The organism is Undibacterium hunanense (assembly GCF_014284335.1).
Taxonomy (GTDB): Bacteria; Pseudomonadota; Gammaproteobacteria; order Burkholderiales; family Burkholderiaceae_D; genus Undibacterium; species Undibacterium hunanense.
The window spans coordinates 632056-646227 of the sequence record NZ_JACOGF010000001.1 but is presented as its reverse complement, the minus strand read 5'-3'; the positions used below and the strand labels follow the sequence as shown (position 1 = coordinate 646227).

The window sequence follows — 14172 nt, the reverse complement described above, 5'->3', positions numbered from 1 at the left end:
TACATGTACACCGCTAGCGGAAAGTCCGATAAAAACTTCCTCCTTCGGGAGCACGCCCCACTGGTCAAGCGCCTTGCTTACCAGTTGAAGGCGCGTCTGCCTCCCAGTGTGGAGGTGGATGATCTTGTGCAGGCGGGCATGATAGGTCTGCTGGATGCCGTCAACCGCTATGAAGACACACATGGCGCCCAGTTTGAAACCTATGCCGTGCAACGCATACGTGGTGCCATGCTGGATGAATTACGCAGCAGCGACTGGTTGCCGCGCGGCGTACGCCAGAACATGCGCAAGATAGAAAATGCCATGAACACCTTGCAGCAAAAGCTGGGCAGGCCACCTCTGGAAACCGAGGTCGCCAAGTCGCTCAAGCTGTCGCTGGAAGAATACCAGGACATGCTGACCGACAGCGGTGGCCATCAACTGGTGTATTACGAAGATTTTCATGATGCCGATACCAAAGAGCATTTTCTTGATCATTATTGTTCTGACCTGTCGGGCGACCCCCTGCAGGATTTGTTGAATGATGATTTCCGGGATGCCGTGATCGGGGCGATTGACAGCTTGCCCGAGCGAGAGAAATTGCTGATGGGCTTGTATTATGAGCAAGAATTGAATTTGAAGGAAATCGGGGCCGTGATGGGGGTATCTGAATCACGGGTGTCGCAATTGCATAGTCAGGCGGTCGCCAGGCTCAGGGCGTACTTAAGGGAGAAGGCGTGGACTGGGCTAGCATAGTCGGACTTTTACTGATCATTGTCGGCATCGTTTCCGGGCAGTTGCTGGAAGGTGGCCGTCTTTCCTCCCTGGTGCAGCCGGCTGCGTTTGTTATCGTGGTGGTGGGCACCATAGGTGCGGTACTGATGCAAAGCCGTATCAAGGCCTTTACCCAGGGCGTGCGCATGTTGCGCTGGGTGGTGTCGGAGCCGCCGGACAATAGCAAAAAGAATGTGGAAGATGCGCTGATCTGGAGTGTGGTCGCCCGAAGGGAAGGCTTTCTCAGCCTGGAACGCTATATGAACGCGTCGACTGATCCCTTCATCAGCAAGGGCTTGCGCCTCGTCATTGATGGTATTGACCCGATCCGGCTCAAGGACATTCTGGACGTTGATATTTCGCTGTATGAGATGGAGCAGCGCCAATCCGCCAAAATCTGGGAAGCCGCAGGCGGTTATTCGCCCACCATTGGTATTCTTGGGGCCGTGCTGGGCTTGATACATGTGATGGAAAACCTGACAGACCCATCCAAACTGGGCGGTGGCATTGCCGTCGCCTTTGTGGCAACGATTTATGGCGTGGGCATGGCCAATCTGTTGTTCTTGCCGGTCAGCCACAAGTTGAAAGAAATCATCAACCGGGAAGTCACGCGACGGGAAATGTTATCCGACATTTTTTACAGTATTGCCCTGGGCGACAGCCCGCGTGTGGTGGAAGAACGATTGACCAATCATAGAAATTGATGGCTTGCCTGTTGTAATGCCTTAAAGAACCCTATGGCCAGAAGAAAATACCACGAAGAACCTGAAAACCACGAGCGCTGGCTGGTTTCTTACGCCGATTTTATTACGCTGTTGTTTGCCTTCTTTGTGGTGATGTATGCGATTTCTTCTCTGAACGAGGGTAAGTACAGGGTCTTGTCAAATTCGCTGACGGGGGCTTTTGGCAAGGTTATGGTCAATCCCAAGACCGTGGATATGCCGAACGAACCGGTCGTCAAGCTAGACCCGCTGCCACTGGTAAAAAGCACCCGTGCGAATGAAGCCTTGCGCAAGGAAAAAGCTCAAATGACCACCATGGCCAAGGATATCCTGACCGTGCTGGAACCATTGGTGCGTGAAGGTAAGGTCAGGGTTAGCCAGACCAGTCGCGGCATTACCATAGAAATCAATGCCAGCCTGCTGTTTGCGCCGGGTGAGGCACGCCTGAATGTGGATTCGATACAGGCGTTGAAAGCGATCGCCGGTGTCCTCAAGGTCGATACCCATGCCATACAGGTGGAAGGGCATACTGATAATGTACCTATCAAGAACCCGATTTTCCCTTCCAACTGGGAATTATCAGCCGTGCGCGCCAGCACGGTTGCCAGGCTGCTGACGGAAAACGGTGTCGATGAAATCAGGGTGACAGCCGTAGGGCAGGGCGCTAAATTGCCGGTCAGTGACAACGATACGCCAGAAGGCCGGGCCAGAAATCGCCGGGTGTCTGTGACCATACTGGCAGTATTGCCAGAGGCTGCGGTGGATGTGCCTATCGCGCCGACGGCCCCGGCAGCGGTGTCGCTGCCGGCAACATCATCGCTACCGGCTGTGGCGCCGGCACCGCTGCCTTAAAATGATTTGCTTTTTAGCTGGCTAAAAAATGTAGGCAGAAACAAAAACAGACCCGATGCGGGTCTGTTTTCTCATGGGCGCTGGCTATATTGAGGCGCTATGTAGCTATATAGCCCTTGCCAGAGGTACCTTTGATCGTGGACTGGCCGTTGGGACCATACATGGGAGATGATGCGGCCTGGTTGCCTTGTTGTAATACGCTCAACATGGCCTGGCTTTGTGCCAGACGGCGGTTGATCAACAATCCATTGGTCTTGTTGTCTTCTTTTGCCTGCATGGACAATTGCAGAAGCTGATCCCAGTACAGGGTCGCATTTGGCGCATTATCGACACTGTCGGCCTGCTGTAAATAGGCGTTCATGCCATCCAGATCTGCCCGGTAACCAAGTTGCGTCAAAAATGCATTGCGCTTTTTTTCCAGTTCGGACATCTTGCCGACCAGTTGCCCTTTGCTTTGGGTGTAATCGTTAAGTAAATTGACATCGCTATCAACAAGTGCGGACTGCTCTTTTTTCAGCAATTCAGCCAGGGAAGACATGGTGACGACTTCTTCCTTCAGGCATTGTTCAATTGCGGTATGTCCGGAACTTGTTGGGTTCATGGCTAGCGTTTTCTTGCGTTAAGTAAGTCTTTGACTGTTTCCAGAAGACCATCAGCGACTTTTTCCGAGTTCACTTGAAAGCGTCCCTCAGAAATGGCCAGCTTGATCTCTTCCACCTTCTTCGTCTCGAATACGGCATTGCTTGCCTGTGTGCTTTGCAGTGCCTGCAATTGCGTGGACAGGGTCGAAATTTGCACCTTCGACGAATTCGCAACGGGAGCCGGTGTGTTATCTGCCGGTTTTTCCGTGCGTGCCTGCTGGGGGCTTACGGGCAGCCCAGAGGTCTTGTTAAGTGCGTCATCAATTTTCACAGCGATACCCTCAGTATGGGAATTACAAACATCTACATCCAGTTTATCGGCTGTGTAATTTTAAACTTTAACCTTACCTTAAAAAAATATTGCACTCTCTTAATTGCATTTCTTTTAAGCATTTCTTTTTTGCTAGTAAACTATTTCTATGATGCCACCATTTTTGGCGATACCGCTAATGGTCTGTCCCGAACTTGTTTTGGCTTTGGCAACTTGTCCGTCAGAGGCATTGTTCAGTGCTACCGCGTCGGTAGCGACCTGGAAGCCGGGGCCAGTGCTGATTACCCTTACCGATTGCCCTTGTTGTACTACTGCCGGGCTTTTCAATACGTCGGCCCGCAATATGCTGCCGGAAGTCAGGGACATCTGCATGCTTTTGCCAACGGCCTGTTCAGGGCTGGTGACAACACCGGCTGGCAATTTCGAAATATCACCACGCATTTTGCTCAGGTCGGCCATGGTAATGACTTGCCCATGAGAAATAGCGTTGGCAGTCACATAATAATCTGCCGTGACCTGCACATTGGCCTGCAAATAGATGAGCCAGGTGGCTGGTGCGCCGCATTTGATGGCCAGCGTGACCTTACCCCAGGGTTTGCTGCCTGGCGGCAAATAAGGATTGAGAGCGTCGCAGGCTTGCAGATTCAGGCGCTTGTCGACGTCGGCGACTGTAATTTGCACTTCACCGTTCAAGCCGCTGGTTTGTAATGTCAGAAAATCAAGTGCCACCTGCTTGAGCTGGGCCGGGTCTTGTTGCGTGGCAGGGTTGGCTGCCTGCGCCGCCCCTGTTATCCCAGCTATGCCAGTCATGCCAACCACGCCAGCCATTGCTATCAAAAGCGATGCTGACAGCCGTTTGCCTGTGTGTAGTGGAGGTTTCATCCTGATTCCTGCGTTTATCTGTTCCGGATTCCATTTTAGGATTCCCTTCGATTTTTGAAAGCGGGAATAAGCGGGGTTTTCTCGTTCTGCTTGTCTGATCAAACTTGTGTGGCGACGAATAATATGCAAGGTATAGCAAACCGTGGGCATGCCTGATCGGTGAAAAGGAGAAGATGATGGCTGGTGGATTGGATGATTTCTTGCGCTTTCATGAAGCGGCTCTGTCCGTCAGGGGGCAGCGTCAGCAATTGCTGGCATCAAATATTGCCAATGCGGATACACCGAATTACAAAGCCAAAGATGTTGATTTTTCGGCAGCGCTGAGTAATGCCCTGCACCAGAACCTGACGCAGTCACCCACTGCATTGAATAAAACGGCCAGCCAGCATCTGGATACGGCAAGTACGGTAGCAGGTGTGGCTGCCCAGTACCGCCCTACGATACAGGGCAGTGTGGATGGCAATACGGTGGATATGGATGTGGAACGCAATCAGTTTACCGACAATGCATTGCGCTATGAGGCCAGTCTGACCATCATCAATATGCAGATTAAAAATATGCTGGCGGCAATACAGGGCTGAAGCTGAGATTGCAGAGCACGTATAGCGCACGTATAGAAGCACGAATACAAGGATTATCATCATGTCACTCTTTAATGTATTTAATGTTGCCGGTTCAGCCATGAGTGCGCAATCGCAGCGGCTGAACGTGGTGTCAAGCAACCTGGCGAATGCCGATAGTGTCACCAGTTCTGATGGTCAGCCGTATAAAGCCAAGCAGGTGGTTTTCAGTGCCGTGCCTGTGGCGGGTACAGCTTCCACCGCCGTCAAGGTGAATGAGGTTGTAGAAGACAGTAATCCGCCTAAACTGATGTACGACCCCAAGCATCCGCTGGCTGATGAAAAGGGCTATGTCGCCACACCGAATGTGAATGTGGTGGAAGAAATGGTCAATATGATATCCGCATCGCGTTCTTACCAGAACAATGTGGAAGTCATGAATGCGGCCAAAACCATGTTGTTGAAAACATTGACTCTGGGTCAATAAGTTTAGTGTAAAGGAATAGAAGATGACTACCATACAGACTGATGCCGTTGACCCGACCCTGCTGGCGACGATGAATGGCAGCAAAACATCGGCCAACTCAACCGAGGATGCGCAAAATCGTTTCATGACTCTGCTGGTCACACAGTTGAAAAACCAGGATCCGCTGAACCCCATGGACAATGCCCAGGTGACCAGCCAGATGGCGCAATTGTCAACAGTGAGTGGTATCGAGAAGTTGAATACAACGGTTACGGCGATGAATGCCAGTTTCCTGGCCAGCCAGAACCTGCAGGCCGCCAATATGATAGGCCATGGCGTGATCGCCCCGGGTAATACGATGGCAGTCACGGACGGCAAGGGCATCTATGCGGTTGACCTGCCTCAGGCGGCAACCAAGGTTTCCGTGGAAATACGTGACAGTGCCGGTGCCGTCGTCAGAAAAATGAGTGTGGACGCCTTGCCGCAGGGCGTAAACACGCTGACCTGGGATGGTAAAACCGATGCCGGTACAACCGCCGCTAATGGTGTCTATACCTTTGATGTCACTGCCGATTCGGGCGACAAGAAGCTGGCGGCTACCAATCTGGCTTTTGGTGTGGTGTCCAGTATTACTTCGGGTTCCTCGGGGGTGAAACTGAGTGTGGCGAATGTGGGCGATGTCAGCATGAGTGATGTGAAGCAAATCTATTGATGTCTGGAGTGATCCCGAATCAAACAGTGTCAATGAACTATTCAAAGTAACGGAGAAAAATCATGGGTTTTCAACAAGGCTTAAGCGGACTGAATGCGGCTTCCAAATCACTGGACGTCATCGGTAACAATATTTCCAATGCCAGTACTGTTGGTTTCAAACAGGGGCAGACACAGTTTGCTGACGTCTATGCCAACTCGCTCAATGGTTCTTCCGGCGGCACTGTGGGTATTGGTACCAAGGTATCGGGTGTGGTGCAGCAGTTCACCCAGGGTAATATCTCGACGACGAATAACCCGCTGGATATCGCGATTAACGGTGGCGGTTTTTTCCGTATGTCGACCAATGGCGCGATTACGTATTCGCGCAATGGTCAGTTCCAGCTGGATAAGCAGGGCAATATCGTCAATGCTCAGGGTGCGCAACTGACAGGTTATGTGGCCAATTCGGCTGGTGTTTTGTCCACTGGCGCGGCAGCACCGATCAATATCAATACGGCAGATATTCCACCGGCACAAACGGCGATCATCAATTCGGTCATGAACCTTGATTCGCGCAAACTGGTTCCAGGTACGCAGACGCCGGTTGCCATTCCTCCGGTGATCACGCCAACTGCCTTCAGCCCTACTGATCCTACGACCTACAATAGCTCCACTTCGATTGCGGTGTTCGATAGTCTGGGTAACTCGCACGTTGTACAGTCGTTCTTCGTGAAGGTGGATAACCTGAATGCGGCCACGCCACCTACAGCACCGGCCACCATAGAATGGGATGTGTTTGCGACCGTCGACGGTGTGTTGATTGCCGGTACTGGTGCTACCACCAACTCCATAGGCCGTATCGGCTTCGACAATCTGGGTAAGCTGACCGTGGCAACGCCACCGTTTGCAGCAACTGATCCCAAGGCATTTAAATTGACCGTGCCTGTTGGTACCGGCGCCGTAACACCGATTAATACCACTGTGGATATCAAATACGATTTCACCGGTACGACGCAGTTTGGTTCTGATTTCAGTGTCAGCAAAAATACCCAGGATGGTTATGCCTCCGGCAAACTGTCGAAATTCAATACTGCCAAGGATGGCACCATTGTTGGTAGCTATACCAATGGTAAAACGGCTGTGCTGGCCCAAGTGGTACTGGCCAATTTCACCAATCCGAATGGCTTGCAATCGACTGGTGATAACCAGTGGATAGAAACAGCAACTTCTGGTAACGCACTGATAGGCCCGCCAAATTCCGGCAGCCTGGGTACACTGACTTCATCAGCGACAGAAGATTCGAATACCGATCTGACCGGTGAGCTGGTCAACATGATTACCGCGCAGCGCGTGTATCAGGCCAATGCGCAAACCATCAAGACCCAGGATCAGGTATTGCAGACGCTGGTCAACCTGCGTTAATAGACTGAAGAGCGTGAATAGACTTAAGCGATTTTTTATGGTCCGTATTGAGCAGACAGGGAGGATGTTGTGGACAGGTTAGTTTACACCGCGATGACAGGTGCCAAGCACATCCTCGAACAGCAGGCGACGACGTCGCATAATCTGGCGAATGTATCTACTACCGGCTTTCGGGCGCAACTTGATTCTTTCCGTGCCGTACCCGTGCTGGGTGATGGCTTGCCAACGCGGGCCTTTGTAGTTGATTCGACTGCCGGTACGGATTTTTCTACCGGCAGTATGCAGGTTACCGGGCGTGAGCTGGATGTGGCGGTTCAGGGCAAGGGCTGGCTGGCGGTGGAAAAGCCGGATGGTTCTGAAGTCTATACCCGTCATGGCAGTTTGAAAGTCAGCGAAAACGGCATCCTGCAAACGCAGGATGGCCTGAATCTGGTGGGTGATGGTGGCCCCATCACCATACCGCCAGAAGTCTCTATCGAAATTGCCAAGGACGGCACAGTCTCGACCATACCCATGGGCACCAAGCCTGGTGCGGTACAGGTCATAGGCAGGCTGAAACTGGTCAACCCGCCGGAAGAGAATCTGGTGCGTGGCGAAGATGGTTTGTTCAAAACCAAGGATGGTACGGCGGTAGATGCCGATCCGGTAGTGACTGTTGCCGGCGGCATGCTGGAAAACAGCAATGTCAACGTGGTGGAATCCATGGTCAGCATGATCAATCTGGCCCGCAGTTTCGAACTGCAGATGAAGTTATTGCAGAATGCCGAGAATAACGCCAGTAAAGCCAGTCAGATCTTGACTTTGAGTTGATGCCTTTTGCCGCAAAATGGCAAGTGTGAGAATTTGCCGTTGAGGCGAAAAAAGGGGAGAGCAATGATACGTTCATTATGGATAGCCAAAACTGGCCTGGATGCGCAACAAACGCAGATGGACGTGGTGAGTAATAATCTGGCCAACGTCAGCACCAACGGTTTCAAGCGCTCACGTGCAGTGTTTGAAGATTTGCTATATCAGAACATACGCCAGCCTGGCGCCCAGAGTTCCCAGCAGACACAATTGCCTTCAGGCCTGCAACTGGGTACCGGTGTACGTCCGGTGGCGACAGAAAAGATTTTTACGCAAGGTAACCTGCAACAGACCGGCAACAGCAAGGATGTCGCGATTCAGGGGCAGGGATTTTTTCAGGTGCTGATGCCTGACGGTACCACGGCCTATACCAGGGATGGTTCCTTCCAGACCGATAATCAGGGGCAACTGGTGACGTCCAGTGGTTATGTAATACAGCCCGCCATTACCATTCCAGCCAATGCGCAATCCATTACCGTAGGGCGGGATGGTACGGTGTCAGTGACCCAGCCGGGCTCGATAGCGCCGGTGCAGGTAGGTTCCTTGCAACTGGCTACCTTTATTAATCCAGCCGGGCTGATGGCCCTGGGTGAAAACCTGTACGTGGAAACTGCCGCATCCGGTAACCCTGGCACCAATACGCCGGGTACCAATGGCGCGGGTTTGCTGATGCAGGCTTTTGTCGAAACTTCCAACGTGAATGTGGCGGAAGAGCTGGTCAATATGATACAGACCCAGCGCGCCTATGAAATCAATAGCAAGGCGATTACTACATCAGACCAGATGTTGCAACGCCTGTCACAACTGTAAGCCATTGGTAGGCATTGATAGGCCTTTGCTAAGTCATTGATTACGACAGATGAATGAGTGCATCATGAAAAATCTCACATTTTTAACTTTGCTGCCGCTGCCGCTGTTGCTGCTGTTGACCGCCTGCGCAGTCACGCCGCCACCGATCGTACATCAGCCAACCACATTGCCAGCACAGACAGCCAGGCCCATGCGGGAAGCCAACGGGGCGATTTTCCAGCAAGCCACGTATCGTCCCTTGTATGAAGATTCCAAGGCGCGCATGGTGGGTGATGTGTTGACGATTGCCATCAGCGAAAAAACTTCTGCCGGAAAATCGGCGGCTGCATCCGGCAGCAAATCCGGTGCGGCATCTTTTGCTGCACCGACCATATTCGGCGTAAAAGCGACGACCACTGCACAGGCTGGCCTGGCGACGTCATCGTCCACCAAATTTGACGAAAAAGGCGCTGAAGCCGCCAGCAATAACTTTACCGGCACCATTGCCGTGACCGTGATTGATGTGCTGCCCAATGGTAATTTGCTGGTCAGCGGCGAGAAGCAACTGGCGTTCGACAAGGGGGCAGAATTTGTTCGCTTTTCTGGCGTCGTCAGTCCGACCACGATAGCGGCTGGTAATGTGGTTACTTCTACCCAGGTGGCAGATGCACGTTTTGAATACCGTTCGACATCGAATGTGGACAGGGCAGAGTTGAATTCCATGCTCACCCGGTTCTTCCTCAGTTTCCTTCCTTTATAGTGAAAGACAGGGACCGGTTTATGAATTATCTCTCAACTTCCAGATGGATCAGGGCGCTCTGCATCGTGCTGGGAGTCATGAGTAGTGCATGGGTGCCACAAGCCCATGCCGAACGCATCAAGGACCTGGCCGGCATACAGGGCGTGCGTCAGAATCAGTTGCTGGGATATGGTCTGGTCGTGGGCCTGGATGGCAGCGGTGACCAGACTACGCAAACACCTTTTACGGTGCAAAGCATCATCAGCATGTTGCAGCAACTGGGGGTCACCATTCCGGTCGGCACCAGTCTGCAATTGAAGAATGTGGCAGCAGTGATGGTGACCACATCCTTGCCGGCATTTGCACAACCAGGCCAGACGCTGGATATCACGGTGTCGTCCATGGGTAATGCAAAAAGCCTGCGTGGTGGTACCTTGCTGATGACACCGCTGAAAGGTGCAGATAACCAGATTTATGCCATGGCGCAGGGCAATGTGCTGGTCGGTGGCGTGGGTGCTGCTGCCAATGGCAGCAAGGCCCAGGTCAATCATTTGGGTGTGGGTAAAATTTCTGGCGGGGCCACGGTAGAACGCGCCGTGCCGAATTCGGTGGCGCAGGGTGCGACCATACAGTTGGAATTGAATACATCCGATTTTTCTACTGCCAGCCGCGTGGTCGATGCCATCAATCGCCGCTTTGGTCCGGATACCGCCGCCGCCATGGATGGCCGTGTCATCCAGGTCAAGGCACCAACCAGTACGGATCAGCGGGTGTCCTTTTTGGGCAATCTGGAAAATATCGATGTTACTCCCGCACAAATGGCAGCCAAAGTGATCCTGAATGCGAGGACTGGTTCCATCGTCATGAACCAGGCGGTGACGCTGGAAACCTGTGCGGTCGCGCATGGCAATCTGTCGGTCGTCATCAATACCGATAATGCGGTGAGCCAGCCGAATGCACTGGCTGCTGGTCAGACGGCTGCGACCGCCAATTCTACCGTTACCATCACCAAGGACCCCGGGCAGTTGCTGATGTTGAAGGCGGGTGTTTCGCTGTCAGAAGTCGTGAAAGCCCTGAATGCCATTGGCGCGACGCCGCAAGATCTGCTGTCTATCCTGCAAGCCATCAAAGCCTCGGGCGCATTGCGTGCCGATCTGGAAATCATCTAAGGAATCGCTATGATAGGCCGTACCGATTTCTCTGATAAAACTGCGTTCGACAGCAAATCGCTGGACGAACTCAAGCAATCGGCGAGAAATAATTCACCTGAAGCCATCAAAGGTGCGGCCAAGCAGTTTGAAGCCCTGTTCATGAACATGATGCTGAAGTCCATGCGCCAGGCCGGTGGCCAGGATGGCCCCATGGACAATGAGCAAAGTCGCATGTACACATCCATGCTGGATCAGCAATTGTCGCAGACCATGGCCAAAAAAGGCGTGGGTCTGGCAGAAGTGCTGGTCAGGCAGTTATCAAACAATGCCATGAACCAGGCGCTCGAGCCGGATACGCCGGGTAGTGTCAGCAGTATCAGTGGTGCCAATAGTGCCAGCAGCATTAAGGGCCTGAATTCCTACCTTGATAATCTGAAATTTGAGCAACAGCCAGCCAACGCACCCAAGACCGCGTTTACCGGCCCTAGCCATGTACGCGAATTCCAGGAAAAACTGGCTGCCCATGCAGAGCAGGCCAGCCAGGAAACCGGCATTCCCGCCAAATTCATGCTGGGTCAGGCTGCCCTGGAGAGTGGCTGGGGCCGTCGCGAGATCAAGACTGCTGACGGATCGGCCAGTCATAATATATTTGGCATGAAAGCCACCAAGGGCTGGAAAGGTAAGACTGTTGATGCTGTAACAACAGAGTATGTGAATGGTGTTGCCCAGCGCAGGGTAGAGAAATTCAAGGCTTATGATACTTACGCTGATGCATTCAAGGATTATGCTAAATTGATCACCAAAAATCCGCGTTATGAAAATGTCATGGCTAACGCGAAAGACGCAACAAGTTTTGCTTACGGCTTGCAAAAAGCAGGGTACGCCACTGATCCTGAGTATGCCAACAAGCTGACAAAAATCATCAGGCAGTCTCTTTCAACTTAAGTTGCCCCTGTGAAAGTGCATCAGATTAAAGTTTTGGCGAAACGCACCGAAAACATGATTGATGGCACGAGGTGTGCTGGTATTTGTTGACATAAGGTTTGGCGCTTTCACAGGCTGATCGCATGTAAATATCAGACGCCACAGGCGGCTAACTTAGCAAAAAAGCAGGTTCAATTATGGGTTCAAATATTTTTGGCATTGGGCAATCGGCCCTGGCTGCGGCGCAGCTGGGTATAGCGACGACCGGGCATAATATTGCCAATGCATCAACTCCAGGTTATAACCGCCAGGTTGTTTTGCAAGCCGCCAATGCGCCTCAGAATCTGGGCGGTTCATTTATTGGACAGGGTGTTTCGGTTACCCAGATACAGCGTCAATACAATTCTTTCCTGGCTGGCCAGGTCAATGCGTCGCAGTCTGCCAAGAATCAGGCTGATGTCTATTATTCTCAAATCAGTTCGATCAATAACCTGGTTGCTGACCCTACAGCCGGTGTGACACCTGCCTTGCAGGATTTTTTCAAGGCATTTCAGAATCTGGCGTCCAGCCCGAATGGTACTGCCGGTGCGGCAGCACGTCAGGCTGCTTTGTCGGCGGGTGAATCGCTGGCGGGTCGTCTGAACAGCCTGCAGGGCAGGCTGGACCAGATTTCGTCTGATGTAAACGGTCAGATTTCATCGGTCGTTGGTTCCATCAACAGTTACGCGACGGAACTGGCGAATCTGAATGACGTGATTGAAAAAGCCCAGGGCGTGACTGGCAATGGCAGTGGCCCGAATGATTTGCTGGATCAGCGCGATCAACTGATTACTGATTTAAGCAAGCTGACCAAGGTCAGCGTGGTGCCACAGGGTGCCAAGTACAATGTATTTATCGGCAATGGTCAGCCATTGGTATTGGGCAGCACGGTCAATCAACTGTCCGTCAGCCAGTCTTTGACGGACCCTAGCCGTTCCGAAGTGTCGTATGTGTCCAATGGCACTTCTGTTTTGTTGCCAGAAGACAGTTTTGCCGGTGGCAAGCTCGGCGGTTTGTTTGATTTCCGTTCCAGCACGCTGGATGTTGCCCGCAATTCCATCGGGCGTATCGCGATAGGTCTGGCGACAGAATTCAATAATCAGCAAAAGCTGGGTGTGGATTTGAATGGGCAAGTCGGTGGCGATTTCTTTACGATAGGCGCACCGATATCGACACCAAGTGCACTGAATACCTCTACCGCCGCCATCAATGCGTCAATTACCGATGCCAGCGCGCTGACAACCAGCGATTATCGCCTGCAGTTTATCGGCGGTAACTACAAAATTACCCGCCTGTCTGATGGTGCAACCCAGACTTCAGCTACTTTACCGTTGAAGATGGATGGGGTGAATTTCCAGCTGGCACCCCCACCTGCGGCAGCAGCACCAAATGCCGGTGATGAATTCCTGATCAGACCGACTGCGGCTGGTGGTTCCAGCATCGCCATCGCCATCAAGGATCCGGCAAAACTGGCAGCAGCAGCGCCGGTGACGACATCTTTTCCAACGACCAATACTGGTACGGGCAAGGTTAGTGTTGGTGTTGCCGATTCTCTGGTTGCATCTGGCAGCACTTCTGTAACGGCAACCATCAGCGCAGCCAAAACGGATGATTCGTATGTCGGTAGCAGTCTGGCGACGCCGGTCACACTGACCTTTGCTTCGCCTGCTAACACGATCTCCGGTTTCCCCGCAGGGGCGACAGTTTCGGTCAAGGTGGGTGCGGTTACGACCAATTATCCACCGCCAGCTACTGTGCCTTATACCAGTGGCGCGACCATCAGTTTCAAGGGCGTGAGTTTTGCTGTCAGTGATGGTGCTGCTCCACCTGCCAATGGTGACACGTTTACCCTGGGCCCAGCCTTGCCGGTGGCCGCGACCAGACTGACCTTCAATTCTGCAGGCAATACGCTGACTGGCTTTCCGGCCACGGCGAATGTGACGGTCACCAATAATGGCACATCGACGACATATCCGGCGGGCACGGCAATTCCTTATGCTACCGGTGCGACGATCAGTTATAACGGCGTCAGTTTTTCATTGTCGGGTAATCCGGCAAATGGCGATGTGTTTGATGTTGCTCCGAATACCAATGGTTCCGGCGATAACCGCAATGCGGTTTTGCTGAGCAGCATACAGACACAAAATACCCTGGGTGGCAACACGACGACTTTCCAGGGCGCTTACGCCCAGTTTGTCAGTGCAGTTGGCAACAAGGCAGCGCAATTAAAAATCACCAGTGATTCAGAATCCAAGTTGTTGACCCAGGCGGTAACCGCACAGCAGTCTGAATCGGGCGTCAATCTGGATGAAGAAGCGACGAATTTACTGCGCTACCAACAGGCTTACCAGGCGGCAGGCAAATTGATGCAAATCGCAAGTACATTGTTTGACTCCCTGTTGCAACTGGGTAGATAGAGGCT

16 protein-coding genes are annotated in these 14172 nt (G+C 52.4%); 13 read left to right on the top strand and 3 right to left on the bottom strand.

Annotation, left to right across the window (positions count from 1 at the left end; translation table 11 throughout):
• The first annotated feature begins 3 nt into the window (after window positions 1-3).
• From H8L32_RS02840 to motD, 3 genes are read left to right on the top strand one after another with little or no spacing between them, the layout of a single operon-like run.
• Window positions 4-735, top strand: a complete 732-nt coding sequence (locus H8L32_RS02840) for an RNA polymerase sigma factor FliA (RefSeq protein WP_186945636.1) — start codon at window positions 4-6, stop codon at window positions 733-735.
• Window positions 717-1457, top strand: a complete 741-nt coding sequence (locus H8L32_RS02835; RefSeq protein WP_186945635.1) for a flagellar motor protein — start codon at window positions 717-719, stop codon at window positions 1455-1457. Before H8L32_RS02840 ends, H8L32_RS02835 begins: the two co-directional genes overlap by 19 nt.
• A 33-nt stretch (window positions 1458-1490) precedes the next feature.
• A complete protein-coding gene (motD, locus tag H8L32_RS02830; protein WP_186945634.1) occupies window positions 1491-2327 on the top strand; it encodes a flagellar motor protein MotD in 837 nt (278 codons plus the stop codon).
• A gap of 97 nt (window positions 2328-2424) precedes the next feature.
• On the opposite strand, the gene H8L32_RS02825 is transcribed toward motD, so the two are convergent.
• The 3 genes from H8L32_RS02825 to flgA all read right to left on the bottom strand — a co-directional run bounded on the left by H8L32_RS02825 (window position 2425) and on the right by flgA (window position 4121).
• Window positions 2425-2928: a flagella synthesis protein FlgN gene (locus H8L32_RS02825; RefSeq protein ID WP_186945633.1), complete on the bottom strand. Its 504-nt coding sequence runs from the start codon at window positions 2926-2928 to the stop codon at window positions 2425-2427.
• 2 nt (window positions 2929-2930) lie between these two features.
• Window positions 2931-3239, bottom strand: a complete 309-nt coding sequence (flgM, locus tag H8L32_RS02820) for a flagellar biosynthesis anti-sigma factor FlgM (protein WP_186945632.1) — start codon at window positions 3237-3239, stop codon at window positions 2931-2933.
• 132 nt (window positions 3240-3371) lie between these two features.
• Window positions 3372-4121, bottom strand: coding sequence for a flagellar basal body P-ring formation chaperone FlgA (flgA, locus tag H8L32_RS02815; RefSeq protein WP_230412029.1), 750 nt, complete (start codon window positions 4119-4121; stop codon window positions 3372-3374).
• A 176-nt stretch (window positions 4122-4297) separates the two neighbouring features.
• Here flgA and flgB point away from each other — a divergent pair, with 176 nt between their 5' ends.
• From flgB to flgK, 10 genes are all read left to right on the top strand, one after another.
• On the top strand, window positions 4298-4702 hold the full coding sequence (gene flgB, locus H8L32_RS02810) for a flagellar basal body rod protein FlgB (protein ID WP_186945631.1): 405 nt from the start codon (window positions 4298-4300) through the stop codon (window positions 4700-4702).
• A gap of 61 nt (window positions 4703-4763) precedes the next feature.
• Window positions 4764-5168 carry a flagellar basal body rod protein FlgC gene (flgC, locus tag H8L32_RS02805; protein ID WP_186945630.1) on the top strand — a complete coding sequence of 135 codons (405 nt, stop codon included), beginning with the start codon at window positions 4764-4766 and terminating at the stop codon, window positions 5166-5168.
• 22 nt (window positions 5169-5190) lie between these two features.
• Window positions 5191-5859 (top strand): flagellar hook assembly protein FlgD, encoded by a 669-nt coding sequence (locus H8L32_RS02800; protein WP_186945629.1) that lies wholly within the window; start codon window positions 5191-5193, stop codon window positions 5857-5859.
• 62 nt (window positions 5860-5921) lie between these two features.
• The gene (flgE, locus tag H8L32_RS02795) at window positions 5922-7262 is read left to right on the top strand and encodes a flagellar hook protein FlgE (protein WP_186945628.1); all 1341 of its coding nucleotides are present in this window, start codon (window positions 5922-5924) and stop codon (window positions 7260-7262) included.
• Window positions 7263-7331: 69 nt separating this feature from the next.
• Window positions 7332-8072, top strand: a complete 741-nt coding sequence (gene flgF / locus H8L32_RS02790) for a flagellar basal-body rod protein FlgF (protein WP_186945627.1) — start codon at window positions 7332-7334, stop codon at window positions 8070-8072.
• A gap of 63 nt (window positions 8073-8135) precedes the next feature.
• Window positions 8136-8918 carry a flagellar basal-body rod protein FlgG gene (gene flgG / locus H8L32_RS02785; protein ID WP_186945626.1) on the top strand — a complete coding sequence of 261 codons (783 nt, stop codon included), beginning with the start codon at window positions 8136-8138 and terminating at the stop codon, window positions 8916-8918.
• A gap of 64 nt (window positions 8919-8982) precedes the next feature.
• The gene (locus tag H8L32_RS02780; RefSeq protein ID WP_186945625.1) at window positions 8983-9657 is read left to right on the top strand and encodes a flagellar basal body L-ring protein FlgH; all 675 of its coding nucleotides are present in this window, start codon (window positions 8983-8985) and stop codon (window positions 9655-9657) included.
• Between the two features lie 77 nt (window positions 9658-9734).
• The gene (locus tag H8L32_RS02775; RefSeq protein ID WP_230412042.1) at window positions 9735-10805 is read left to right on the top strand and encodes a flagellar basal body P-ring protein FlgI; all 1071 of its coding nucleotides are present in this window, start codon (window positions 9735-9737) and stop codon (window positions 10803-10805) included.
• A gap of 9 nt (window positions 10806-10814) precedes the next feature.
• On the top strand, window positions 10815-11732 hold the full coding sequence (gene flgJ / locus H8L32_RS02770; RefSeq protein WP_186945623.1) for a flagellar assembly peptidoglycan hydrolase FlgJ: 918 nt from the start codon (window positions 10815-10817) through the stop codon (window positions 11730-11732).
• A 176-nt stretch (window positions 11733-11908) separates the two neighbouring features.
• Window positions 11909-14167, top strand: coding sequence for a flagellar hook-associated protein FlgK (gene flgK / locus H8L32_RS02765; protein ID WP_186945622.1), 2259 nt, complete (start codon window positions 11909-11911; stop codon window positions 14165-14167).
• Window positions 14168-14172: the final 5 nt, after the last annotated feature.

Bases quoted from the DNA above. Each gene is read 5' to 3' on its own strand.
- H8L32_RS02775 (WP_230412042.1), top strand. From the start codon at position 9,735: ATGAGTAGTGCATGGGTGCCACAAGCCCATGCCGAACGCATCAAGGAC.
- flgK (WP_186945622.1), top strand. From the start codon at position 11,909: ATGGGTTCAAATATTTTTGGCATTGGGCAATCGGCCCTGGCTGCGGCG.
- H8L32_RS02840 (WP_186945636.1), top strand. From the start codon at position 4: ATGTACACCGCTAGCGGAAAGTCCGATAAAAACTTCCTCCTTCGGGAG.
- motD (WP_186945634.1), top strand. From the start codon at position 1,491: ATGGCCAGAAGAAAATACCACGAAGAACCTGAAAACCACGAGCGCTGG.
- flgA (WP_230412029.1), bottom strand. From the start codon at position 4,121: ATGAAACCTCCACTACACACAGGCAAACGGCTGTCAGCATCGCTTTTG.
- flgE (WP_186945628.1), top strand. From the start codon at position 5,922: ATGGGTTTTCAACAAGGCTTAAGCGGACTGAATGCGGCTTCCAAATCA.
- H8L32_RS02825 (WP_186945633.1), bottom strand. From the start codon at position 2,928: ATGAACCCAACAAGTTCCGGACATACCGCAATTGAACAATGCCTGAAG.
- flgB (WP_186945631.1), top strand. From the start codon at position 4,298: ATGGCTGGTGGATTGGATGATTTCTTGCGCTTTCATGAAGCGGCTCTG.
- flgJ (WP_186945623.1), top strand. From the start codon at position 10,815: ATGATAGGCCGTACCGATTTCTCTGATAAAACTGCGTTCGACAGCAAA.
- flgC (WP_186945630.1), top strand. From the start codon at position 4,764: ATGTCACTCTTTAATGTATTTAATGTTGCCGGTTCAGCCATGAGTGCG.
- flgG (WP_186945626.1), top strand. From the start codon at position 8,136: ATGATACGTTCATTATGGATAGCCAAAACTGGCCTGGATGCGCAACAA.
- H8L32_RS02780 (WP_186945625.1), top strand. From the start codon at position 8,983: ATGAAAAATCTCACATTTTTAACTTTGCTGCCGCTGCCGCTGTTGCTG.
- H8L32_RS02800 (WP_186945629.1), top strand. From the start codon at position 5,191: ATGACTACCATACAGACTGATGCCGTTGACCCGACCCTGCTGGCGACG.